23 protein-coding genes are annotated in these 25,701 nt (G+C 40.3%); 14 read left to right on the top strand and 9 right to left on the bottom strand.

The genetic code is table 11. The features are described from left to right. The first annotated feature begins 147 nt into the window (after nt 1–147). Nucleotides 148–1,692, top strand: a complete 1,545-nt coding sequence (locus AC59IL_RS28980; RefSeq protein ID WP_496555727.1) for an acyl-CoA carboxylase subunit beta — start codon at nt 148–150, stop codon at nt 1,690–1,692. 36 nt (nt 1,693–1,728) lie between these two features. On the opposite strand, the gene AC59IL_RS28985 is transcribed toward AC59IL_RS28980, so the two are convergent. Beyond that, nucleotides 1,729–2,292 carry a hypothetical protein gene (locus tag AC59IL_RS28985; RefSeq protein WP_496555728.1) on the bottom strand — a complete coding sequence of 188 codons (564 nt, stop codon included), beginning with the start codon at nt 2,290–2,292 and terminating at the stop codon, nt 1,729–1,731. Between the two features lie 46 nt (nt 2,293–2,338). Further along, a complete protein-coding gene (locus AC59IL_RS28990) occupies nt 2,339–3,355 on the bottom strand; it encodes a helix-turn-helix transcriptional regulator (protein WP_496555729.1) in 1,017 nt (338 codons plus the stop codon). 537 nt (nt 3,356–3,892) lie between these two features. Here AC59IL_RS28990 and AC59IL_RS28995 point away from each other — a divergent pair. Further along, entirely contained in the window at nt 3,893–6,124 is a 2,232-nt protein-coding gene (locus AC59IL_RS28995; protein ID WP_496555730.1) for a hypothetical protein, read from the top strand. A gap of 285 nt (nt 6,125–6,409) precedes the next feature. Continuing rightward, complete coding sequence (locus AC59IL_RS29000) at nt 6,410–6,733, top strand: S24 family peptidase (protein ID WP_496555731.1); 324 nt, start codon at nt 6,410–6,412, stop codon at nt 6,731–6,733. Between the two features lie 52 nt (nt 6,734–6,785). On the opposite strand, the gene AC59IL_RS29005 is transcribed toward AC59IL_RS29000, so the two are convergent. After that, on the bottom strand, nt 6,786–7,916 hold the full coding sequence (locus AC59IL_RS29005) for an RtcB family protein (protein ID WP_496555732.1): 1,131 nt from the start codon (nt 7,914–7,916) through the stop codon (nt 6,786–6,788). A 218-nt stretch (nt 7,917–8,134) separates the two neighbouring features. Between AC59IL_RS29005 and AC59IL_RS29010 the strand changes: the two genes are divergently transcribed. After that, on the top strand, nt 8,135–8,581 hold the full coding sequence (locus AC59IL_RS29010) for a hypothetical protein (protein ID WP_496555733.1): 447 nt from the start codon (nt 8,135–8,137) through the stop codon (nt 8,579–8,581). Here AC59IL_RS29010 and AC59IL_RS29015 read toward each other — a convergent pair. Then, nucleotides 8,578–9,339, bottom strand: coding sequence for a ceramidase domain-containing protein (locus AC59IL_RS29015; RefSeq protein ID WP_496555734.1), 762 nt, complete (start codon nt 9,337–9,339; stop codon nt 8,578–8,580). The two genes, AC59IL_RS29010 and AC59IL_RS29015, sit on opposite strands and share 4 nt — an antisense overlap. A 405-nt stretch (nt 9,340–9,744) precedes the next feature. On the opposite strand from AC59IL_RS29015, the gene AC59IL_RS29020 reads away from it, so the two are divergent. After that, nucleotides 9,745–10,503 carry a metallophosphoesterase gene (locus AC59IL_RS29020; protein WP_496555735.1) on the top strand — a complete coding sequence of 253 codons (759 nt, stop codon included), beginning with the start codon at nt 9,745–9,747 and terminating at the stop codon, nt 10,501–10,503. Nucleotides 10,504–10,533: 30 nt separating this feature from the next. Here the strand turns inward: AC59IL_RS29020 and AC59IL_RS29025 are convergent, their stop codons facing one another. Beyond that, nucleotides 10,534–11,022 carry a hypothetical protein gene (locus tag AC59IL_RS29025; protein WP_496555736.1) on the bottom strand — a complete coding sequence of 163 codons (489 nt, stop codon included), beginning with the start codon at nt 11,020–11,022 and terminating at the stop codon, nt 10,534–10,536. Nucleotides 11,023–11,267: 245 nt separating this feature from the next. On the opposite strand from AC59IL_RS29025, the gene AC59IL_RS29030 reads away from it, so the two are divergent. Both AC59IL_RS29030 and AC59IL_RS29035 read left to right on the top strand, forming a co-directional pair. Then, nucleotides 11,268–11,735, top strand: coding sequence for an OsmC family protein (locus AC59IL_RS29030; RefSeq protein WP_496555737.1), 468 nt, complete (start codon nt 11,268–11,270; stop codon nt 11,733–11,735). Nucleotides 11,736–11,829: 94 nt separating this feature from the next. Next, nucleotides 11,830–11,991 (top strand): hypothetical protein, encoded by a 162-nt coding sequence (locus AC59IL_RS29035; RefSeq protein WP_496555738.1) that lies wholly within the window; start codon nt 11,830–11,832, stop codon nt 11,989–11,991. 32 nt (nt 11,992–12,023) lie between these two features. Here the strand turns inward: AC59IL_RS29035 and AC59IL_RS29040 are convergent, their stop codons facing one another. Beyond that, nucleotides 12,024–12,206 (bottom strand): hypothetical protein, encoded by a 183-nt coding sequence (locus tag AC59IL_RS29040; RefSeq protein ID WP_496555739.1) that lies wholly within the window; start codon nt 12,204–12,206, stop codon nt 12,024–12,026. Nucleotides 12,207–12,292: 86 nt separating this feature from the next. Further along, nucleotides 12,293–13,171, bottom strand: a complete 879-nt coding sequence (locus AC59IL_RS29045; RefSeq protein ID WP_496555740.1) for a hypothetical protein — start codon at nt 13,169–13,171, stop codon at nt 12,293–12,295. Nucleotides 13,172–13,378: 207 nt separating this feature from the next. Here AC59IL_RS29045 and AC59IL_RS29050 point away from each other — a divergent pair, with 207 nt between their 5' ends. The 7 genes from AC59IL_RS29050 to AC59IL_RS29080 all read left to right on the top strand — a co-directional run bounded on the left by AC59IL_RS29050 (nt 13,379) and on the right by AC59IL_RS29080 (nt 22,572). Next, on the top strand, nt 13,379–13,951 hold the full coding sequence (locus AC59IL_RS29050) for a restriction endonuclease subunit S (RefSeq protein WP_496555741.1): 573 nt from the start codon (nt 13,379–13,381) through the stop codon (nt 13,949–13,951). Between the two features lie 8 nt (nt 13,952–13,959). Further along, nucleotides 13,960–15,483, top strand: a complete 1,524-nt coding sequence (locus AC59IL_RS29055) for a type I restriction-modification system subunit M (protein WP_496555742.1) — start codon at nt 13,960–13,962, stop codon at nt 15,481–15,483. Between the two features lie 21 nt (nt 15,484–15,504). Then, nucleotides 15,505–16,515, top strand: a complete 1,011-nt coding sequence (locus AC59IL_RS29060; RefSeq protein ID WP_496555743.1) for a virulence RhuM family protein — start codon at nt 15,505–15,507, stop codon at nt 16,513–16,515. 4 nt (nt 16,516–16,519) lie between these two features. Next, nucleotides 16,520–17,710: a restriction endonuclease subunit S gene (locus AC59IL_RS29065; RefSeq protein ID WP_496555744.1), complete on the top strand. Its 1,191-nt coding sequence runs from the start codon at nt 16,520–16,522 to the stop codon at nt 17,708–17,710. A gap of 114 nt (nt 17,711–17,824) precedes the next feature. Further along, a complete protein-coding gene (locus AC59IL_RS29070) occupies nt 17,825–20,965 on the top strand; it encodes a type I restriction endonuclease subunit R (protein ID WP_496555745.1) in 3,141 nt (1,046 codons plus the stop codon). Further along, nucleotides 20,965–21,693: a M48 family metallopeptidase gene (locus AC59IL_RS29075; protein WP_496555746.1), complete on the top strand. Its 729-nt coding sequence runs from the start codon at nt 20,965–20,967 to the stop codon at nt 21,691–21,693. The genes AC59IL_RS29070 and AC59IL_RS29075 overlap by 1 nt, the downstream gene beginning before the upstream one ends. Nucleotides 21,694–21,723: 30 nt before the next feature. Continuing rightward, a complete protein-coding gene (locus AC59IL_RS29080; protein WP_496555747.1) occupies nt 21,724–22,572 on the top strand; it encodes a restriction endonuclease in 849 nt (282 codons plus the stop codon). 148 nt (nt 22,573–22,720) lie between these two features. On the opposite strand, the gene AC59IL_RS29085 is transcribed toward AC59IL_RS29080, so the two are convergent. Both AC59IL_RS29085 and AC59IL_RS29090 read right to left on the bottom strand, forming a co-directional pair. Beyond that, nucleotides 22,721–24,421, bottom strand: coding sequence for a DUF262 domain-containing protein (locus AC59IL_RS29085; protein ID WP_496555748.1), 1,701 nt, complete (start codon nt 24,419–24,421; stop codon nt 22,721–22,723). A 116-nt stretch (nt 24,422–24,537) separates the two neighbouring features. Further along, entirely contained in the window at nt 24,538–25,263 is a 726-nt protein-coding gene (locus tag AC59IL_RS29090; RefSeq protein WP_496555749.1) for a hypothetical protein, read from the bottom strand. Nucleotides 25,264–25,701 lie beyond the last annotated feature (438 nt).

The following is a 25,701-nucleotide window of genomic DNA, read 5'->3' on the forward strand; positions in this document are numbered from 1 at the left end:
TTGTGGTTCTTTCGGTGAATCATACTGTGCGATTTTGATCCTGTTTCAGTAACCACAAACTACAAACATCAAACCCCGCCCGACCCGGGTCATCCGGGCGGGCACAAACAAATTTGAGCCTTTGCGCGATACCTAAACAAATGAACCATGAAAAAATCGAAAGCAGACATATTAAACGAAAAGATCGAAGAAGGAAAGCTCGGTGGCGGACCAGACAGGAATGCGGCACAACATAAAAAAGGAAAACTTACTGCCCGCGAGCGCGTTGCACTGCTCATGGACCCCGGATCGTTTGAAGAGATTGGCGCACTGGTACTGCATCGTACTATCGATTTCGGCATGGAAGACCAGCAATTTTATGGCGATGGCGTTATTACCGGTTATGGCACCATCAACGGACGATTGGTATATGTATTTGCGCAGGACTTTACCGTATTCGGCGGCGCTTTGTCTGAAACACATGCCGAAAAAATTTGCAAGGTAATGGACCTAGCCATGAAAACCGGTGCGCCCATGATCGGACTAAACGATTCGGGTGGTGCACGAATACAGGAAGGCGTTAGGTCGTTAGGCGGTTATGCCGATATATTTTACAGAAATGTATTATCATCGGGCGTGATACCTCAGATATCTGCCATTATGGGTCCCTGCGCAGGCGGGGCTGTTTACTCGCCCGCCATGACCGATTTTACCATTATGGTCGAGAACACCAGCTACATGTTCGTTACCGGACCTAATGTAGTAAAAACAGTTACCAAAGAAGAAGTGAGCCCTGAAGAACTGGGTGGCGCCTCGGCGCATTCTACCAAATCGGGTGTAACACATCTTACCGCCGCCAATGATATGGAATGCATTGCGCAGGTAAAAAAACTGTTGAGCTACCTTCCGCAGAATTGTGAAGACATCACGCCTGCCATTCCCTATACACTGGCCGACGAAACAAGGACTGTATTGGAAACGATAGTGCCCGAAAGTCCGAACCAGCCGTATGATATGCGTGCTGTGATAGATGGTATTTGCGATGCCGATACCTTTTTTGAAGTTCACAGCAATTACGCCACGAATATTGTCATTGGTTTTGCACGGCTGGCCGGCCGCAGCATTGGCATTGTGGCCAATCAGCCGATGAGCTTAGCCGGTGTGCTGGATATCGACAGTTCTAAAAAAGCCGCCCGCTTTACCCGCTTTTGCGATTGCTTTAATATTCCTTTACTGGTGCTGGTTGATGTGCCCGGCTTTTTACCCGGCACCGATCAGGAATGGCATGGCATTATAACCAATGGCGCCAAGTTGTTGTATGCATTCAGCGAAGCAACGGTGCCGCGTGTTACGGTAATCACCCGCAAAGCATACGGCGGCGCTTATGACGTAATGAATTCAAAACACATTGGCGCCGATATGAATTTTGCCTGGCCCTCTGCTGAAATTGCGGTGATGGGCGCCAAAGGCGCGAGCGAGATCATTTTCAAAAAAGAAATTGCCGAAGCGCCGGATCCCGCGAAGAAGCTGGCCGAAAAAGAAGCAGAGTACGCCGAAAAATTCGCCACCCCTTATCTCGCCGCCGAAAGAGGATTCGTTGATGAAGTGATTGAACCCAAACACACCCGCACCAAACTGATCAAAGCATTTGCCATGCTGCAGAATAAAGTAGCCACCCTGCCGAAGAAGAAGCATGGCAATATTCCGTTGTAGGTAAGCTAACACCAAACCGCCTGTTGCCTTCTGATATTATAGTTTATTTTCGTACTCTTTTATTGTAATAAAGGTTGTATTACCGCCAAAATTGATTTCTTTGAGTTTTTTTCTCAGGTTATCTATCCCCTTGATGCTGGTGCTTGTTCCTTTTGCAAATGAGAAGATAAAATATTCATCAACGATTTTAATTGTGTCATTGTCAAAAGGACCTTTACACCTACTTGCCACAAAATATGATTTGTCAAAGGTAAACTTGTTGAAGTAGTGAGTTAAGGGCTGAATCGATCCTCCTTCATCATAATCTGTTTTGTCCTCGTCGCTATAAATATTACCGTATTCTGTCACATCTATACAACCAATTGAATACGGGTAAACTAATGGAAATCTCCAAAAATCAAAAGCCCCTCTGTTGTCATAAAATTGATTTGGAACCTTTCCTTTATATATTTTGGGTTCATACGATTTTATAAGATTAATGAGATGTGTTGTATCGCTACCTCCTGCCGGACTCTCATCTACGCTTTTTTTATTTGTATGCCAATTACATGATATTAGCATAATTCCAATAAGCAATAAAGAAGGATATTTTATTAACATAAATAGCTATAATTTTAGTTAGTTGTATTTACCTCAAAAGTTTTCCTTACTTTAATTCATACCCCTGCATCGCCTTCCCCAACCGTTGCCTGATCTTCGAGGCCAGGATGCGGGGAGATAATACTTTTACAAATTCGCCGAAACCGAGTATTTCCCTTTCCAGCTCAAAATTCAGCACCACATCAATACGAATGATGATCCCCTGCTCATCTTCTTTGATCAGCTTTTGCGACTGATGTATGGGTTTAGTAAGCACATACGGGGCGTGGTATTTATCTACAAAAAGAACTACTTTATACGGACGGTCTCTTTCATTTTTGGTAACGCCGATCAGGTCGTCGAAATACCGCTCGAAATCTACGCCGTCATGTTCCAGGAATTTTTCTTTCGTCAATTCCTGAAACTCGATGATCCTGTCTAAGGCCATGGTTAACAGCTGACCGGTTTTTTTGGGTTTAACGATCAGGAACCAGCGGTTGCGGTATTCTTTCAATAAATAAGGAAAACAAATATGTTGCTGCGACTGCACCGCTTTGAACGATTTATACTCAATCAGCAACGGCCGTTTATGCAAAATAGCCTGATATAAAGGATTGATATGTTCAAGACCTTTCAGCAACGAATTATTTTCAAACTGAATGCAATTGCGTCCCTGGTGGGTTGATTTATACAGGTTGTTTTCGAGCTTCGCGATCATATCGCTCATTTCATCAAAATAGGTAAAGCCGTTAAACTGCTTTAGCAGGCCAACAACCTCTCTCATCTTATCTACATCGGCCTTGTTAATGGGCGCATTGGTAATGCTGTAATCGGCTTCACTGTACGAGTAAAATTTTCTGTCGGTAACAATAATAGGTGCATTGTATCCCAGTTTATCGCTGCGCATGATCTGAATATCGGCCTGAATGGTGCGTTTACTTACGCCTGTGGTAATTCCTTCCAGTTCATACAATACATTGGCAACTTTTTCTATCAGGTCATCCAAAGTCCATTTGCGGTACCGGTTCCTCAAACATTCATCAATGGTTTTGTAACGAATAAGGGCTAATTTATTAATTGACATGGGATCGTTTCTGCCTGTAAAAGTAATACGCCGTTTTTAACTACGCAACCAAACTGCGCAGCAAACAAAAACATTTTGTTGTTAAAAGGCATTTCTACACTTAATCATCTGAAAAACAGGCCTAAAGAAATAAACCGCAAAAATAATTTCAACTACGCAATTATGCTGCGCATATGCATAAGCATATTTGCTATATCAAAAACAGGTCAAGGTAAAAGTTACTTCAAAACCTAAAATTACTTTTCCAATTACCGTTTTTGTTTTGAAGCAGTAGCTCAGCTGGTAGAGCAACGTATAGATTTAAAATTATCAGCGGCCAATTCAAACATACTTCAATGGTAATGCCGCTTCGGCGGCAGACCGGTTCAAATCCGGCGTTTGAAAATTATCGCGGTCAACTAAACCTTACGTCAATGACTTCCACTCCGTGGGTCGTTGGTTCGAATCCAACCTGCTTCACGAAAAAAATTAAGGTCAAATGTTGCTTACTTCTTTTTGGATCAGCAGCATCATTACCTGATTTAAAATGTACCAATTATGAACCAGTTATTAACTGTAGCTATTCGTCAGAAAGCCATTCTTATTCCCGATGAAGCCGTCACAGGCAGCAACAAAACCCTTACCGAAACTACAGGTGTACTGGTAGCTAACCTGAGCAAATTGGGCTATGGCGTTTCGGAACAATTGCTGTATGCGCTGAACAATACCAGCCCGAAATTTCAGGCAGGCGTATTGGAAAAATTCCGCGGGGTAACAGGAGTTGAGAAAAACTGGACACCGCTGGTAAAAGGCTGGAATGTACCTACCGGCGAAACGGTGGTAGACCATATCATGACCTTCTTTGCAAATATTTTCAAAGCCAAAGGGACCACCTTACCGTGCGGACATATCATTCCCGGTAATACGTTTCCACTGGAACGTTATAATGGTTGTCCGTTTTGCGGAACACCGTTTGAGTTTGGCGCCATTGAAACGTATAAACAAGGCAGCGAACAAAAGGTATTAAACCTATGGACTGTTGCAGATGCAAAAGCATTTTTAAACGATCTGCTCACCTCCAAAACAGCGCTTGATGCCACGCAGGTTGATAGTCTGAAAATATTGCTGGCCGAATTTCCTTTGCCAAACGTATCGATCGGTATAAAGGAAACGCTGATGGTGGTGGTTGATATTTTTATAGCAGCAAACCAGTCGCAAAAAGCACAGTCTTTATTTACATCGCCTGTTGACATTTTGCGCTATCTGTGGTACAAGCATACCGGGTTTTTACAGATCGTTGAACCACTCACTATTATGCAGCGCCGTGGTAAGAATAATAAACATATCTGGTCGCCGCTCGATAAAAGTGCGGGCGCTCAACTCGATGCCAAAGCTGCCTTAAAGCTGAAATACAATCGCGCAACCTGTTTGATGGTGGCAACCTGGTTAAGCAACCTGCCGATTGATACCGCGAAAATGTGCGAAATGATGCACCCGAAACGCGGCATGTGGGTGCGTTTCATCCGGGCATTGCGTTTGGCAGAATACAGTCAGCGTAAAGGATTTGAAAAGCTGAAAGAGCTGCTGAACAGGTTTTACAATGAAGAATACGAAGTATGGCAGGGACATGTAAACCAGTATCGCCTACGTTATGATGCCAAACAAACTTTTGCCTTGTTACAACAACGACCCGGCTTATTTGCACGCTCGCTGTTCGCCAACATGTTGTGGTTTGGCGCCGATGCAACCATAGCTGCCTTTGCTGAGATCATCGACAAAGTGCCTGCCCGTTTGGTATTCACGCTAAGCATGTATGCCGAAAATTATTTCGACCAAAAGAAAAATCGCGTGGTAAAACCATTGGGCGGTACCAATAAAACCATACCGGCAAACGCACTGTTGAAGCTGTATACCGACGAACAGCTTGAGGCTATGCGAAATGCTGTTGGCGACCTGTGTTTACTGGCAGTAAAAAAGCGTTTTGCGGCTGTGACAACCATATCCAAAACCATGTTCATCGATCCGGCGTTGTTCAAAATACCTGTTTCCATCGGCGACAGAAGCGACAACGTGCAGGACCTGCCTGCGGCATTAATGGGAACCCGTTTTGCGGTAGCAGGCGATAAAGTGCGGTTGTTTATGCAATGGGGTACCGGATTGCCTGCCCAACATATGGATATGGACCTGAGCTGTGTAATTGCCTATGCGCAAAAAACAGAGTTCTGTTCGTTCAGCCGGCTGGCAGTAACAGGATGTTTGCATAGCGGCGATATCAGAAGCATTCCCGATAAGATCGGAACGGCTGAATACATAGAGATCGATGTAGATATACTGAAGAAAGCCGGCGCCCAATATGTAACGTTTACGTGCAATGCCTATAGCAACGGAAGCATTACACCCAACCTGGTGGTAGGCTGGATGAACAGCGAATACCCGATGAGTATTTCTGAAAGAACAGGTGTTGCTTATGATCCGTCGTGCGTACAGCACCAGGTGCGGGTGGTGAATAGTTTGAGCAAAGGAATGGTATTTGGGGTATTGGATGTAGCATGTTCAGAAATAGTGTGGCTTGAAACATCCTTCTCAGGTCAGCTGGCGCAGAACCTCGACCTAAACACCATCACCAGTTTTTTGAAAAAGCTCAGCAGCAAATTAACCATTGGTCAGTTGTTGCAAATAAAAGCCGAAGCCCAGCAATTGCAACTGGTAGAAATACCCGCAGCAGATGAAGTATACACTTCAGCATGGGCTTTGAACACAGCAGCCGTAACAAAGTTGCTGGTAGATTAATTTAATTCCCCCGAAGGGAAAGCTTTGGGGGTTTATGCCCCTGTAGCTTAAAAGGAAAAGCCTGCGGTAAAATCGGAACCGCAGCGTGTATGGATGATCCCGTAATATCTGCGCGAAATTATGGGTAGAATTTACAGTGCACCGAAATACAAAAAATAAAGTAGGGAAGCGTATTTACAGCCATACTGCTCAGCATTGAGAATGTGAGTTCGAATCTCATCGGGGGTACAGAGCCCGTTGCTTCAGCACCGGGACGAATAAAAGAACCTATTTAAACAAACAGAAATGAACAAGTTTGAACGGCTAAAGAATGAATTAGCCGTATCCGGAACCGGAAAAATGAAAGCGTTTGGTAACTCGATGTTACCGATTTTGAAAAGCGGCAGCTTATTGACTTTCGAAAAAGCAGAAGACTATATAATCGGAGACATCGTTTTTTGTAAAGTGAAAGGACGTTATATCGATGCCCATAAAGTGATAAAAAAAGATGCAAACAAAGGCTACCTGATAGCCAATAACCATGGATTTGAAAACGGTTGGACGAAAATAATCTACGGCCGTGTTGTACAGGGCGAGTTTCAGGGGAAGGTGATTTATACACGCGGTTAAAAGCCATGACTACAGTAAAAAAAAATGGAGCTTACGGGCTCCATTTGCGATTTTATATTTCCGTGTATTTGATGGTTACTACAGGCGTTGTTTGCGTTACCTTTTTCAGGTGAGGCTGATATGTAAAAATATCAGTTGAATCCTTATACGCAAAATCAAACTCCTGTATATATCCCTGCGGAAAATCGCCCGACCGGTTCAGCAGTTCGCTGAACTGTTCTTTATAAGCTTTCCGCTGTTTTTCCTTTAACACGGTTTTCCAGTGTTTCATCGCATCAAAGCGCGATAGTTTTCTTCCCGCACCATGTGCGCACGAATACAAAGCAACTTCGGCCCCGGTAACGGAAGCAGCCTGCACCAGCAAGCTGCCTCTCGACATAGACAAAGGAATAACCACTGTTTTACCTTTCATCAGTTCTGTACTTCCTTTGCGGTGAACAACAGACTGCTGCAAAAACCGCAGGTGGTTGTGAATGGAATCTTCCAGCATATAAGGCGTTCCATGTAACGTTCCTTCGTGCTCAATATTCTTAACGTTCACCTGCAGGTAATTTCTGTCGATGTCATTCTTATTACAGTGCACATAATTTGCATTCTGTAAAAAGATCAGCGTTTTGAGGCAGAAATTCTTTCGTCTTTCGTACCCATATTGCAGGGTGTTGTTGTAATAAGTAATGAAGTCATGCTTCAAAAAATTCTTATGTACAAAATCAACATCCCGACCGTATGCCTGCGAAAAATCACGCGTTAGCTGCAGACAATGCTGGTACAGGGCAATTCCGCGGTCGCGCGTTCCGGTATGGCAGATAATATACACCGCATCGCCATCTTCCTCGATCGACAAAAAATGATTACCACCACCCAGGCCATCGTCCGTCATTTTGAGGTGAGCAAAATTCAGGGCTTTATAATGCGCCTTTTTATCAAATGGTTTGAGCCAATATTCTTTGTCGATTTTCAGGTACATAACGCCGCAGCCGATATCCTTACCGGTAATCAGCGGATAACAATAATCAGCGGTTTCAAAAGCCACGCCCACCGGCAATGCTTTTTCGGCACAGTAATGAATGTCGGTAAAAGTACAAATGGTTTGTACAAACGGTTTCTGCGCATACTGCTGTAACTGATGCATAGCATTTAGTTCAATGCTGTTGGCATCGCAATAGAATGCAATAGGTTGCATGTTCTTTAATTTGGAATAAAAAAAGATTAAATCGCGGGGCTTTGGCAGGAACATCCGCCCCTTACAGAGATGTCAGCAGCCGATATTATCGGGAGGGCAAAGATAATCAAACAAAACGTTTTTTAAAAATAGCCTTGAAGAGTTTTGCATTCAAATAATTTTCAGACTGCTATTTTGACTACACAATAAAAATATTAGATTTGATGCATTGCACGTTTATGTTTAAAATCCTGGTCATACTTTTCATTTCCATTATTATGTTTTCAGCGTTTCATAATAACAACTATGGCGCTACCTTAAGCGGGATCCCTCTAAGCGATTCTTGCAAAACAGTAATAGATTCTTTAACAAAAAGACGAATCTATATAACTGCAGAAACTGAGCCCCAAAATGAAGGCGGTATGGCTGCTTTAATGAGACGTTATAATAAAATAAAGCTGGATACAATTCCCGACGATTACGATACAAAGTTTTTAGTGGCATTTATTGTAGAGCCCGACGGCAGCATAACCGGCGAAAGAATATTGAAAGATAAAACCAGAACAGTAGGAATGCAAATGCTTGCAATTGCAAAATCATTCAAATGGAGTGCAGCCATTTGTAATGCAAAAAAAGTTCCTATGCTTCACAAACTTTATTTACAAATGTGTTTGGGGGAAGATTAGCTCCTTAGAACATACTTCCGCGCAAACAGCTTCACCATATACCAGGTAGCAACAGCAGCTGCAACATGTTTTAAAGAATGGCCGCTGATGAAACCGGTGAATGAATAAATTTCCTTATCGAAATGCTCCAGTACTTTGGCAATAACGTACCACAATACTACCCACATCAATAAACGCCACGAATTGTTTTTAGCCGGAGAAGGGAAAATCAGCAAAATAGCCGGAATGGCGAGCATGGGATAAAACTGAACAAAACCATACATTCGCAAATCACCATGACCGATAAGCTCGGTATGATGCCACCACAATACGCTTGAAATACCAGTGATCACGAGGGGGAACAACAATACCGCACCTGCTTTTGCATTGATGCATTCGGCTATAACGGCACTCAGAATTGCCATGAAAACGATGGTCATGGGAATACGGTCATATACCAGTCTGTTGTTATCGGGATGATAATGATAATAAGCTGAACCAAAACCTATAAGTATAATACAGCAAAACATTACAGCATAGATCATCATCATTGACTTTTCGGCTGATGATTTGGGAAGCAAACACAGTCCTATTACGCCAACAATCAAAAACGGCACATTACTAAAAACATTATAAAAGTTGGGGATGCCTAAAATTGTATTGCCGTCGGCAAACAGGTGAAAGGCCGGGTCCTGAGGGGTGGGCTTTATCAGTACTACAATAACGATCGACAAAACAGTTAACAGGCCCAGCAGGATAAATTTAGTACGAAGCTTCATAAGAATGGTTTAATGAAACTTCAAATTAATAAATTTATGTATAATAGATTTGTAAAATGATAGCAAAAAACAGGATAAAAGCGAGTACAGCATCCGGCCCGGTAAGTGTAAAAGCGGTATTCGCGCCAGCTTGCATTATTGCCTGGATATAGTAAATGTGAGAACGTGTGAAAAACCATATTCCTGACATCAGGAAAATGGTGCAAATTAGTTCTGGTATCGAAAGAGAAATTGAAGATATTGTAATAACCCGTTATGCCTGTTACCTGATAGCCGTCTAAAGCCTCGAAGCCTGTAAAAATGTAAGCGAAGCCCTGGTGATCGCTTTCCTGACGTCAGGAAGGTGATAGCACCTGACATTCAGAAAATTGTTGTTTATTGGTTGTATAATATAGTATCACCAAAATGAAAATTCAATACTGCTCAGACCTTCATCTTGAGTTTCCCGGGAACAAACAATTCCTGGAAGCGCATCCGCTTGAACCGGTAGGCGAGGTACTGATTTTGGCCGGTGATATTTTACCTTTTGCCCTGCACAAAAAGCAGCCGGAGTTTATTGATTTTGTAGCTGACAATTTCGAAATGGCATATTGGGTTCCGGGCAACCATGAATATTATGGTTATGATATAGCTACAGTAGCCGATCCTTTGCTGGAAAAACTGCGTAACAATGTTTGGTTGATCAATAATCAGGTAGTAACCTATAACAATGTGCGATTTATTGCCAGTACTTTATGGAGTAAGATACATGTTGTAAATGCATTTGACATACAGCGAAGCATTTCAGATTTTTATTCCATTTGTTGGCACGGCAGAAAGTTTACCGCTAAGCATTTTAACCAGTTGCATAACCAGGCGACAACTTTTTTACAGGATTCTTTGAAGGAAAACAGTACTGTTAAAAATATTGTAATAACGCATCACGTACCTACCCTATACCAGTATCCTGAGCAATACCGGAATAGCCCTTTAAATGATGCATTTGTAACCGAATTATATGATTTGATTCACAATTCCGGAGCTTTATACTGGATATATGGCCATCACCATTGTAATGTTCCGGAGTTTAAGATAGGCAATACAACTTTGCTGACAAACCAGGTTGGGTATGTGGAGTATAACGAGCACACTTCGTTTAATGCAGGTGCTGTGATTGAAGTTTAAAATAATTTACAAAACACAAGACAAAGACGCCTATTTCAAGATTACCGTATCACTCCAAAATACATTTTTCATTTCTCTCAACTGCGAAACTTTTGAAAACATTTCATTATAATCTTTAGCTGTTATGAAATTAAACCCCATTCTAAATCTATAATTATGTAACAGAGTGCTGCCTTTTTCGCCTATAAGCTTTAAAACTGTGTTTTGCTTGCTAAAAGGCGGGAGTTTAATTAGCCGGGGAACATTTTTATCACATTCATTTACATAAACGTATAATTCTTTTGAATCTGTAGTGTATGGATCCTGCCACGAACATGACATGCTTACATAAGAAACCGTGTCTGCTGAAGAATTTGTCAACGTTGTGTTGACTAATAAATAATTCCTGTTTCCTTCTTTAACCCATTTATCAGCCTGCGCAGAAAATACAAGTTTAGTTTCTCCTTTCCTGTACGAACAAAAAAGGAAGATTGTCAAAAGGGAAATATTCAGTACCAAAAATGTTTTTTTTAATCGCATAATGAAGGGGCTTTTGGTTAAACTCAGGTTCATTTGATTAGTAACGAATATAGACAGCGTATCCGATACTCACAAGTAATCCTCATTGAATTGCTGATAATTATCAGTTAAAACACCAACTTTTATCAGCACAAAAAATGAACATGGTCATAGCTTTGCATACCGTGCTATAAGTCACACAATCACCCACATGCGTTATAGAATTTTGAATTGTATAAATATTCTTAACGCTAAATACGTACACCATGGATAGTGCCCATTATTACGAAGTACAACTGAACTGGACAACTGATCGAAAAGGACTGGTAAGTTCACCCGTTTTACAATCGAATATCGAGGTAGCCACACCGCCCGAATTTCCCAAAGGTGTTCCGGGCATCTGGTCGCCCGAGCATTTGCTGGTGGCTGCTGTGAATAGTTGCTTAATGACCACTTTTCTGGCTGGTGCCGAAAATTCAAAACTCGATTTCATCAGTTTTAATTGTAATGCCAATGGCAAGCTCGAGAAAGTTGATGGCAAATACATGATCAGTGAAATTGTGCTATCGCCGGTATTGATCATTAAAAACAATGCTGATGAGGAAAAGGCGCTACGCATTCTGCAGAAGTCTGAAGCCGCCTGTTTGATTTCCAATTCGGTAAAATCGAAAATCATTTTTAATCCTAACATCAAAATACAAGACAAAGAGAAACAGCCAACCGTTTATTATTAAGCACCGTGCTGTAAAGCTGGTTTTACCTTTTTAAATTTGACACGGCCGGCGAAATGAGGGAGTCCGGCGAATCTGTTAGCCCAAAACCGTCCTGATGAAACCGGAAGAGCCACTGCAAGGTGGCTTTTTTTGTGAGGCAACATCACTTCTGCTGATAAATGATTTTAAATTCTTTAATTCTTTGCCGCCAGTTATCGATTGTTTTTGGAAGATGGTGAGCGAACTTTTTTGTATTAGTGAAGTAATAAACGCTTAATCTCAATCTTACCACCATCCATGCGTGAACAACTATAATTTGATAACAAATTTGCTTAGTTTTTGCCAATCGACTTCCTCTCTCTTAAGAATAGCCGCCTGCTTTTCTTTAAGAGCTTTAAGTTCTTCTTGTTTAGCCTTTGTACTATAATCTACATTTTTAAACTTTACAGTAGCTCCGGCTTTTACAATTTTATTTAAGTCTGCTTTTGGCATAAAATTCTGCAATTGGGATGCAAAGGCATAGAAAGTAATAAATTAAGCCTTTAATTACATTAAAGCTACCGAAAATCCGCTAAAAATCACTCTTTGCGCCTCCCGGCCTGAACAAACCGTGACAAGTTTTGGGAAAGATGCAAAGCCGCTTCTGTAAGACATGACAAATAATCGTACAGGTTAAGTACTACTTCGGGCCATAAGTTATCGGGCCAGGTTCCTGAAAAGATGATAGCAGCCTGAAACCAATCCCACAACTCACGACGGATATAGGTAACAGGAAATTGATTACAAAAACCGGTTACCACTGAGAAGGGATCAGCAATTTGTTCTTCGTTTAGTAATACCGTTTGATTTTTATGACCTGTCTTCTTGTTTTCACCTTGCTGATTATTGTTGATAATGTACAGCCCTTCCAGTAATAGCAGCAACTGTTCATAAAAAGCCAACAGGCATGACCGCTGATCGACATACTGATATTTAATACTTTCCGAAACCAGTGCTACGTGCAACCAGTTTGCCATGTATTCCTTAATAAAATCCAGCGATTCGGCTTTAAACACCTCGCCAATTACAGATAAAGGTTCGTCGTGTACTCTTTCGATAAGACGTTTGGGTTTGTTGAATTTGTCTTCGACCGAACGATCTTCTTCAGCCGGGCATATATCTATATCCGTGGTACCAGCAACTGGTTTTAATCTATTATTTGTCCCGGTGCCGTTCCGATGGATCAGCCAGGCTGCTTCTACCAGTTTTTGCGCCTCGTTATGTGTAGTTGCATGCTCTTTTGATTCAATGGTTGGTTTAGCCAGGGCATCCTGAAGCCAGCTGTTCAGGCAGGTTCTGATATCGGGAAGGTGGTAGCAGTTAAAAAATTGATCAAGGACAAGAATTGGGTTGTTGATCTCTTCAACGGTTAAAGATAGCGGCTGATTGTGCAATTCGGGCCAGTTATTTGTACTCATACAACTAAAATTCAGGTAATTAAGAAGATTATATTATCTTTCCGAAATGCATGCTCTGCTTTTAATAATCTAATAATCAATTATTTGTCGATTTATCTTTTCCGATACGCCTTAATATATCATATCTGTATAAGCATTATGCAAATTTATTTTTAAAAATCTTTGCTCAAACTTCAGAAAGTAATTATATTTGTCTGTATAGTAATTATGCGATATAAAATATCTGAAATAGCAGATGTATTCACAGGGCATACCCTTCGGGAAAAAGTGCAACACGACCCGGATGGTAAATGCACGGTTATCCAATTGAAAGACCTGTCTCTCTCAACGGATGTAAGCATCAAACTTCCTCCCTATCGAACTTCATTGAACGATATTCCGAAGCACCAAATACTTAATAACGGAGATATAATACTTGTTTCCAAAGGGTCCAATAACAAAGCCATGCTGTATGAAGCGCAGTATGCGCCTGCCATAGCTGTGTCGGCGTTTACAATAATCCGTTTACATACCGATAATTTAATGCCTGAATTTTTACACTGGTATATAAATAGCACAGAAGCGCAGGAATATTTTAACATGCACCGCGCCGGCACCACTACGTTGAACCTTTCTAAAAAGGCAATAGATGAGTTAACTGTTCCCATACCTGCTTTGGAAAAACAGCAAATAATGATGAAATTGGTAAAGCAATACGAATTATATAAAAGCCTTGTAGCCGAATACGAGCTTAATATCCGGCTACTGGTAGATCATACATTAAATAACCAACTTAAGTAACAATAATAATGAGCCGCAAACCAACACAGGACGAAATTAATGCAGCGCTATGGGCTGCCTGCGATTCCTTCAGGGGAACGTTAGATAGCAGTGATTATAAGAATTACATCCTCAACTTCATGTTTCTTAAATACCTGAGTGATGTATGGAAGGATAAGTATGAAGAATATAAGAAGCAGATTGGCGATAATGATGAACTGATACGCCGTAAAATGAACCGGGAACGCTTTGTGTTGCCCGACAATTGCACGTTTGATTATATAGTTGAAAATAAGCATGATGCCGACCTGGGTTCATTGATCAATAAGATCACGGAGAAAATAGAAGATGAGAATAAGAGCAAGATGGAAGGTGTTTTTAAAGACATTGATTTTAACTCAGACCGGCTGGGTAATACCAAAGACCGTAACCGCCGCCTGAAAAACCTGATAGATGATTTTGATAAACCACAGTTGAATTTCCGTCCCTCGGTAATAGGCACCGAAGATATTATCGGAAATGCCTACATGTATTTGATCGAGCGTTTTGCCAGCGGCGCCGGTAAAAAAGGCGGAGAGTTTTATACACCCCACGAAATAAGCATATTACTGGCCCGGCTGATGATGCCTAAAGCAGGTGATCGTATTTGTGATCCTACCTGCGGTTCAGGCTCCTTATTAATTACAGTGGCAGAACAGGTTCCCTTTAAAGCCGGCACCCATTTAAGAGATTGCAGCTTGTTTGGGCAGGACAGCAACGGCAGCACCTGGGCCCTGGCAAAGATGAACATGTTTTTGCACGGGATGGATGCAGCGCATATTGAATGGGGCGACACCATTAACCAGCCATTGCTGATAGAAGGCGATCACCTGATGAAATTTGATATTGTAGTAGCCAATCCTCCTTTTTCACTGGATAAATGGGGCGCTGAACGGGCAGCGCACGATACCTATAAACGTTTTTTGCGGGGTGTGCCACCAAAAACAAAAGGCGATTATGCTTTTGTGTTGCATATGATAGACACGGCAGTAGAAGGCTCGGGAAAAGTGGGTGTTATTGTACCGCATGGTGTGTTATTTCGTGGCAGCAGCGAAAGGCAGATTCGCGAAAGCCTTGTACGGGAAAACTTATTAGAGGCGGTGATTGGTTTGCCAGCCAACCTGTTTTTTGGCACCGGTATACCGGCCGCTATTCTTTTGTTCAATAAGGGAAAGAAAACAAAAGATGTATTGTTCATAGATGCCAGCAAAGACTTTGAAAGCGGTAAAAAGCAAAACAAGATCCGTGAGCAGCATATCAGCCGCATTGTAGAAACCTATAAAGAATTTTTTCAAGGCGGTGGCGAAAGAGAAAAATATGCCCATCGTGCCGGCTTTGAAGAAATAGAAAAGAACGAGTTCAATCTGAATATACCCCGCTATGTAGATACGTTTGAAAAAGACGAGGAAATAGATATACCAGCAGTACAAAAGCGTATTGAGGAGTTAGATGATGAACTGGTGAAAGCAAAGGCAGACATGAATAAGTATCTTAAAGAATTGGGGTTTAAATAATACCACGTAAATGTTATTGCCATGCAAACATTCGAAATACTTTTATATACCGCCCCTGAAGGCAAAACCCATATCGAAGTCTTTTTCGAGCAGGAAACATTTTGGCTTTCGCAAAAGAAAATGGCTGAATTGTTTGGTGTAGAAGTCCAAACGATAAACTATCACTTAAAAGAGATATTCAAAACCAATGAGTTGGAAGAAAAGGCAACTATTCGAAAAATTCGAATAGTTCAGCAGGAAGGAAGCCGACAGGTAGAAAGAGAAGTTGATTTTTATAATCTGGATGCCATTATTGCAGTCGGTTATCGTGTCAACTCTCACGAAGCCACCCGCTTCCGCATCTGGGCCACTAAAACCTTGCGTGAATATATTATAAAAGGATTTGTACTGGATGATGAGCGCCTGAAACAAGGTAAAAAGTTTGACAAGGATTACTTTGAAGAACTGCTGGAGCGTATACGCGAAATCCGCGCCAGCGAACGCCGCTTTTACCAGAAGATAACTGATATATATGCACAATGTAGTGCAGATTATGACCCAAAAGCTGAGATTACACAAGTGTTTTATAAAACGGTACAGAACAAAATGCACTGGGCTATTACCGGCCATACGGCAGCAGAACTGATTGCCGAAAGAGCTAATGCATCCAAACCAAATATGGGTCTTACTACCTGGAAAAACTCACCAAAAGGCAAGATCCTGAAAACCGATGTAACAGTAGCTAAAAATTACTTATCCGAACAGGAGCTTACTGCTCTTAATCGGATAGCAACCATGTATCTGGATTTTGCAGAGAATATGGCAGCCCGTCAAAAATTGATGACCATGAAAGACTGGGTAGAACGGTTGGATGCATTTTTACAGTTCAATGAATACGCTGTATTAAAGGATGCAGGAAAAGTTAGTGCCACAGTTGCTCACAAATTAGCAGAAACTGAGTTTGAAAAATACCGGGTAGTGCAGGATAAAGAATATGAATCTGATTTTGACGCGGAAATAAAAAAACTGGATCAAAAAAACAAAGGAAAATAAAAATATGAAAGGATATAAACATACAGAGTTGGGATGGATTCCGGAGGATTGGGAGGTTAAGAAATTAGGTGTTTTAACGGAAAAAGTCGGCAGCGGAATTACTCCAAAAGGCGGGGAAAAGGTCTATATAAAAAATGGCCGACCTTTTGTAAGAAGCCAAAACGTCGGCTGGGGAGAATTAATCCTTTCAGACATAGCGTTTATTGACGATGAAACACATAAAACGTTTGATTCAACTGAAATTAAAGTCGATGACGTTTTTTTAAATATAACAGGAGCGTCTATAGGCAGAAGCGCTGTTGCTGATAAACGAATTCTTGGAGGAAATGTAAATCAACATGTTTGCATAATACGCACTAAAAAAGAGAATTTATTTCCAAAGTTTCTAAACGCCTATCTGATTTCAACAAAAGGTCAAAATCTAATAGCAAGTTTTCAAGCTGGGGGAAATAGGCAAGGGTTAAATTATGATCAAATAAGATCTTTTATAGTTCCTTTACCATCACTTAATGAACAAAAGGAAATTTCAAAAATTCTTTCCACTTGGGACAAATCTATCGAAACCCTCACCCAATTAATAGCCGCCAAACAACTACTCAAAAAAGGCTTAATGCAGCAACTGCTTAACGGTAAAAAAAGATTGCCAGGATTTAAAAACGAATGGCAAAAAATGACACTGATTGAACTTTTTAAATTATCAAGTGGTGAAACAAAGCCAAAGGGAGTAAGCAGTATTAAAAGCGAAAAGTATTGTTATCCTGTCTATGGAGGTAACGGAGTAATGGCCTATTCAAATGAGTTTAATGAAGAAGGAGAACGAATAATTATTGGAAGGGTTGGAGAATATTGTGGAACTACAAGAAAAGTAGAGGGCAAATATTGGATAACAGACAATGCTTTATATACAACGAACTTCTTAAAACCTGTAAATATTGATTATTTAACTTATTGCTTAATTAATGCGAATTTGTCTGAGCTCAGAAACAAAGGCGGTCAACCACTAATTTCGCAACAACCAATTTATTCAAAGGAAATTTACCTACCTGAATTAAATGAACAAAAATGCATTGCCAATATCCTTATGCTGATAAATCATGAATTAAATTATCTGGAATTACAACTAACATTCTATAAGGAGCAAAAGCAAGGCCTCATGCAACAACTCCTCACTGGCAAAAAAAGAGTAGCCATCTAACCATGATGTTGAAATCAACAAAATGGTTCTAATCTCTATCCTATGTTAAAAAACTAAAGCTGAGAACGGCAAAGCGATACTATGAAAACTCACACAACAAAGAAAAGCTAAAGTATGAGTTATACTGAAATAAACGACTCACAACATCCCGCCCTGCTCCTGCTGCGTAAAATGGGCTGGCACCATATTGTCAAAGAAGAGGCCCTGCATCAGCGGGGCGGCATACGAAGTAATGTTTTACTGGAAGACATACTGGAGGGGCAACTGAAAACGCTTAATTCCTTTACTTATAAAAATAATACCTATAAATTCTCCGAAGGCAATATTCATGCTGCTATTCATGCGCTGAAGAATATACCCGATGAGGGTTTGGTGCGCACCAGTGAAAAAGTGTATGACCTGCTCACCCTCGGTAAAAGCTTTGAAGAAACGATTCAGGGTGATAGAAAAAGCTTTACCATTAAATACATTGATTGGGAAAATCCAAAGAACAATGTGTATCATGTTGCTGACGAGTTTGTAGTTGAAGGCATTAACGATACCCGCCGGCCCGATTTGGTGCTGTTCATTAATGGGATACCCTTTGCAGTGATAGAAAACAAGCGTAGGGATAAGAATCAATCTATTGACGAGGCTATTTCACAACACATAAGAAACCAGAACAAAGAAAAAGGGATACCGAAATTATTTCATTACGCCCAGCTTTTACTGGCTGTTCATCCCAATGAGGTGAAATATGCAACGATTAATACATCTGCAAAATTCTGGTCGGTATGGGAAGAACAAACAAATGTAGAAGACAAGGTGCAATCGATTATTAAAAAGTCGGCATCAGGTTCCAAAGAAGGCGCTGAAGACAGGCTCCCTACCTTACAGGATAAATTGTTGTATTGCCTTTGCCGCAGAGATCGGCTGATCGAGCTGGTGTATAAATTTGTTATATATGATGCCAACGAAAAAAAGATATGTCGCTACCAGCAATATTTTGCCGTACAAAATGCGCTGCAAAGGGTAAAAGAATTAAATAGCGAAGGTCAACGCAAAGGTGGTGTTGTTTGGCATACACAGGGCAGTGGTAAAAGCCTTACCATGGTAATGCTGGCTAAGTGCCTTTCGCTCGATAAAGACATTAAAAACCCAAGGGTAATCATCGTTACTGACCGTATAGACCTCGACAATCAAATCACCAAAACCTTTGAAGCCTGCCAAAAGCATCCGGTGCAGGCTAAAAGCGGCGCTCACCTGGCCGAACTGATAGCCGATAATGGAGTAGAAGTGATCACCACCATCATTGATAAATTCGACTCCGCTTTAAGCCGCCGTGATTTTCAAAATGATTCGGAAAATATTTTTGTGCTGGTTGATGAAAGCCATCGCAGCCAATACGGAAGCATGCATGCTAAAATGCGAAAGATTTTACCGAAAGCCTGTTATATCGGCTTTACCGGTACACCACTCACCCATAATGAAAAATCAACAGCAAGGAAATTCGGCGGTTTTATTCTTCCCACTTACCCCATTGAACAGGCAGTGCGCGACAAAGCGGTGGTTCCTTTACTGTATGAAGGTCGTTCGGCCATTCTATCAGTAAACAAAGAGGTGTTAGACAAAGAATTTAGCCGCGTGAGCGAATCTTTACCTGAATACCAAACCAAAAACTTTAAAAAGAAATTCGCCTCCATTACACAGATATATAAAAGCCAGCAGGTGGTGGAAGAGATTGCTTACGATGTATGCAGGCACTATTGTGAAAACTGGAAGGGTAAAGGCTTTAAGGCCATGCTGGCAGTTCCGTTGCGGGAAACAGCCATAAAATATCTTCGCTATTTTGAAAATCAGATAAACCACAAACTGCAATTAAACGCCCGTGTTATTATTTCATCGCCCGATACGAGGGAAGATAACGAAGAAGTAGATGAAGAACCTACAACAGAAGTACAGAAATGGTGGGATAAAACATCAAAAGAATACCGGGGAGGCATGGGCGAATATGAACGGATAACGATTGAAAAATTCAAATCGGAAGGCGATGACGTGGAACTGTTGATAGTGGTAGGCAAATTACTCACCGGCTTTGATGCACCCAATTGTACCATTATGTACCTCGCAAAACCTTTGGCAGAACACAACCTGCTGCAGGCCATTGCAAGGGTAAACCGCTTGTACGAGGGTAAAGATTTTGGATACATTATTGATTATATCGGCATTTTGGGCAAACTGGATGAAGCGTTAACCCATTACGCCGCACTCAGCGAATTTGACGAAGAAGATCTTGAAGGGAGTTTAATAAGCGTAGCAGAGGAAATCAAAAAACTTCCGCAACGGCATGCCGACCTGATTGATGTATTCAAAGGAGTTAAAAAGAAAGAAGACAAGGAAGCTCTGGAACGCCATCTGGCACCAAAGGATATACGTGATGTTTTCCGGGAAAAGTTAACAGCATTCGCACGCAACCTGCAAACAGCACTATCAGCTGCTGATCAATTATACAGAATTTTTTCAGAAGAAAGGATACAATTTTTTATCAGCGAATTTAAATTTTACAACAATCTCAAAAACTCTTTGCAGCAACGATATGCCGAAAAAATAGACTATAAGGAGTATGAAAAACGGATCCAAAAATTATTGGATACCTATATAGGCGCCCAGGGCATGGACCAGATTACCGAACCCATTAATATTTTCAATGAAGAGTTATTTAAAAAAGAAGTAGAGCGTATTACCGGCTCAGTAGCCTCAAAGGCCGATGCCATAGCTTACGCTACGAAAAAAGCATCAACAGAGAAAATGGATGAGGACCCTGTGTACTATAAGCGGTTTTCGGATATGATAGACAAAACTATTCAGGATTTTATGCAAAAGCGAATTAACGAAGCGCAATACCTTGCCAAACAATTACACATACGTGAAGAAATGGTGAAAGGAAGCCCCGAGGGAATACCTGCCGAAGTACAGGGCAAGCCAGAGGCAAGGGCATTTTATGGTATTCTTCAAACAGAAATCGATAAAGCAGGTAATAAGATTGGCACTAAGCTTAACAAAGCTTTGGCGCGTGCCGGTGTAGATATAGCCAGCATAATTTCATCACTGGTGATCAGGGATTGGAAACGAAACGATGATGTGAAAAATAAAATGGTGAATGATATAGAGGATTATTTGCTTCGTGAATCACAAGAATGGGGTATTTCATTATCCTACGAATTATTAGACGATATACTTGCGAAATGTATAAACGTTGCTAAAAATGTATATTAATGCGGCAAAGCGATGGTTTACATATTGAATACGGCACTACCCGAATTGCGTTTCAGCTTAAATACAGCAACCGCAAAACGCTGGGCATAGTTGTGTTTCCCAATAAACAGGTAACCATTACTGCTCCGTTTGGCGCAAGTAAGGAGAAAATATTGGAGAAGATTGGAAACAGAGCCGGATGGATAAGCAAACAGATAAGAAAATTTGAATCGTATGAAGATAAATTAACACGAAGGAATCTGGAATATGTAAGTGGCGAAACGTTTTATTATAAGGGTAGAAAGTACCGGTTGAAAGTGTTGGAAGGCTTAAAAGAAGAAGTAAATCTTCATGGAAAATATTTAAAAGTTACCGTACATAAAAAATCAGATGAAGAGCATATTGCCATGTTGCTGATGAAATGGTACCGGCATCAGGCAAAGCTCGTATTTGCTGAACAACTTGAACGGTATAATTATATTCTGAAACGGGAAAAGATTGTACTGAATAATTTGTTTGTTCGCCGGTTGGAGAAGCGATGGGGCAGTTGTTCTGAAAATGGAAATATCATTCTTAACCTATCATTAATACAGGCATCCGTACAGTGTATTGATTATGTGTTGGTGCATGAGTTGTGTCATTTGAAATATTTAAATCATGGGCCACAATTTTACAAAATGCTGACCAGGTATATAGAGGATTGGGAGAAAAGGAAAGATCGGTTACAGATGGTAAATTTATTGGACTAATATATTATTTTAATAAAACAAAGACATATTATGAAAGGGCCACAATTCCTTGAATATATAAACCCTATTCTTGAAACACTAAAGGAAATGGGTGGTGCTGGCATTGCCTCGGAAGTAATAGACCGTGTAATTGAGCGAATGAATATTTCTGAATCGGAGGTAGAAAAAACAATTTCAAGCGGACAGTCACGCGTTAAGAACAGGATACAATGGGCAAAGATGTATCTAAACAAAGCCGGTTATATTGATTCTACCACCAGAGGAACATGGAAGCTCACGGAAAAAGGCTTAAGTGCCCCGGGTAGCCTTTCAGAAAAAGACATATATGAATTGTTTAAAACCGTTCATTCAACTTTTGCGATGAAGGAAGAAAAACAGGGATCAAAAAACAATGAAGAAGAAGTGTCTACCTATGAAGAAGAGCATACACATAAATTGCTTGAAATTATTCAAAAGCTTAAACCATCCGGATTTGAAAGAATTTGCAAACGACTTTTAACTGAATGTGGTTTTCAGCATGTTCATGTAACAGGTCGGTCGGGTGATAATGGCATTGATGGCATTGGCCTGCTTGAAATAAATGATTTGGTAAGCTTTAAAGTATTGTTTCAATGCAAGCGATATAAGGAAACTGTTAGCCCTTCGCAGGTACGGGATTTTAGAGGAGCTATGCAGGGAAGGGCTGATAAAGGGATTATCATAACAACTGGTAGATTTACAAAAGAAGCCAGAAACGAAGCTATCAGGGACGGCGTTCCCCCTATAGAATTGGTAGATGGCGATAAACTGGTAGAACTTTTCGAAAAATTTGGGCTGGGCCTTAAACCCAAAACAGTTTATGATATTGATTTGGGATTTTTTGAAGAGTTTAAAGCATGATTTTAATGCAAGAGCAGCCATTGAAATACTTAAAAACTTACGTAAAATTACAAGGCTACCAAATAGTAAAATTAAATTGTAATAGCCTTGTAATTTATTCATAATAATATCCTATTCCGAACCTCCTATTTAAATCGTGGTCCTCCTGTTAAATATTATCGAAACTCCAGGTTCTTACTGCAAACTCCTTGATTGCTTTATGCCTTTTATCAATAGCCTCTGAATCCCATATTGGATCATTTTGTGTACCGCTGGCAAAATTCCTTATTTCACCCTGTTGATTCAACAACGGGTTCTTATTATAAGAAGATAGTTTTTCTTTAAAAGGTTTATTGCCAATGGAAGCATTATGCGAACCTGAAATAAGCATCAGGTTGCCTAAACAATTAAGATAATCCCTCTTGAAATCTTCTGAATATTGCTTATTGCTATCAATTTCATAGCCGGAAGCGATAGTTTCTCCATCAGGTGGCGTCTGCGGCGAAATATGCTCAATTTGCTCATTCTTTAATTTCATCTTCCCCATAACGTATCCCTTATTTTGGATACTCCTTTCATATTGCCACAGCAAGTAATTTAGTACCCCATTTTCAAACATCCATTCGTCAAAACAATTTTCAGTGCGATCATCACCCCAATACCAGGTTTCATTCAATTTGTTTTTAAGGGAATCACGCAAAGCGTTTATATTTCCCGAAAAGTCTGAAAGAATTTCATTCAAACGGCCGATAATATCCGCTCTGCTATTCATTAAGTTATAGCGAAATACCAGAATTTCCATTATATGAAACAATTTCGAAAGTTTATTCTCATCATCGCCAAAATATTTGTATCCTTTTATTAAAAAAGCATATACAAATATGGGAATGTTTAATTCCTGTAACCGCAGTAAATATGGATCTTCGGACAACTCCAATTTCTTAATATTCGAAAATGTAGTATGTAATTCATCAATAAAGTCATTTATCCATTGAATCTTTCCTTCTGCTATTTTAAACTCTTCTTTTATATCATCAAGTGAACGATAATTGTATCCTTTGCGCGTATAAGCATAGCAATGATAATTAAGAATACTATCCTCGTTTAGATCTTTTATATCATTTATTAGTGCATAAATTTGTTTAAATACATTTGATACATACTCAATATTTGATTCAGTTTCCTTTTCATCACTATAAACATACATTTGATACATAAAATAAGACTTCAATCGCTCCATATTCGTTAAGTCTTTTCCTCTGTTATTTTGCAATTCAAACATTAAAGCAGCATCCTTCTTTCCTACCAATTCAATACTCGTAATTTCTGTGCTCTCAAGTTTATCTAAAATATCAATCAATATACCACTTGGCAACTCTTGCATTTCTTCAATAAAATAAGTTCTTGCATTTTTAATTCTCTTCTGAGACAAAGAGGATATTTCAAAGTTATCTTTCCCCTCCATTATCAAAGCATCATAACAAGCCATGTCGTATGTTACTGGCCTCAACTTTTTGTTTCCGCCGTCTTTAAGGAATATTTTTTCCTTTTCTTCAATACTTACTTTTACTTCTTCTCCATTTTCTTGTCTTTGTTTTAAGACTGTAAATAAAGATCGCATGAAAATGGTGAGAGTAGTTAGTCGCTGTTGACCATCTATAATTTCATATTGAACGCCTTTTTTTATTGTTTCTAAAAGAACATTGCCAAAAAAGTAATTATTTTTACCATTTACCTGTTCTACTATGTCTTCTAAAAAGGTTTTCCATTCTTTCTTTTCCCACGAATAAGCTCTTTGGTAAACAGGAATAATAAATGATTTTTGTGAGCTATCAAACAACTCTAAAAGATTTTTGTGATTAAAATTCATACGCAGTTATTTTCATTATGCAAGGAAAGTATCTAAATTTTTCTTCATTACATACAGCAGAAGACAGTTTTGCCATTAAGAAAAACGCTTATTGACCTTAGTCAATAAAATGAAAATCAAACTCTAATACTTAATTCCTTTCCCGGAATTTCTCCCCCCACCGCCACCACCCGCATCCCATAATGCCGGTTATGAACCGCCAGCTCGTTCCCTTCCTGGCTATTGACTTTTAATAACACCATCCACGGAACGGCATTGGGGGGAAGTTGAAAAGTAAGTGTCCACGTATGTTTGCCGGTATCTTTATACGGGTACAATGGCGACATATCGCTGTCGATACGCAAACCGTTATCTTTTGTTACATCGCCATATAACAATACGCCTTCAAAATAGTAATCGGTGGCAATACTTTTTTTCGGCAGCTGCATTGTATATTCATTAATTGCAATGGTTATTGTTAATTCGTCGCCTTGCTGTGTGATGTGAATTTGTTCTTTTAACAGGCTATCGAGTGGGGGACGTAGTTGTACCTCAAATTTATGCAGAAATGAAAAATCGGGCTGGCCATTTTGATTGATGGCTTTTATTAAGGCGCCGGCCAGGCGAGCTGTTAACCGGCCGGTGTCGAGGCCTCGTAAAAAAGGTCGCAGCCTCTGCACGATTCTTTTCGCAGCCGGACTGGCCACTTTCGAGTTACTTACATTTTTCGCAAAAGCTGTATTCAGTGCAGCACGGGTTACCGTTCCCCGTTTACGGCGCCAGAAGGCTCCCTCTTTTGTGTTTACCAATATGTATTTTTCAGGATCAGGGCAGGGTGTTTTCGGTTTGTGTTTTGACGACATGATAAAATATCGCCCGGCTACCAACAGGCATATTTATTATAAACCAGAGCATTACCCGATTATAGCAGATACTGAAATTACTAAATTACATGCACATTTACCAAATGCAATGTAAGTTAGCAAATCTTCTGAAAGCAGACTTATAGCAGAGTTATGGAGAAGTTGTAGAGAACTTATAGGGATCTTATAGAGGACTTATAGGGAACTTATAGGGATGTTACTCCCGGGATACTCCCTGGTTACTCCTTAGTAGCTCCCTGGTTGCTCCATACCATTCCCGTATGCCGGCCGTTCATGGCTTTCTGTTAGTATAAGACATACCTCTACCTGGCTAACACCTATTGCTTTACCCATTATACCCAACGTTTACCCAAAGTATACCTATTGCTTTTTCAGTTGTCTCGTCCTGAAATCACTTTACATATTTAGGTACTAAGT

Source organism: Niastella sp. sgz303648, assembly GCF_059587045.1.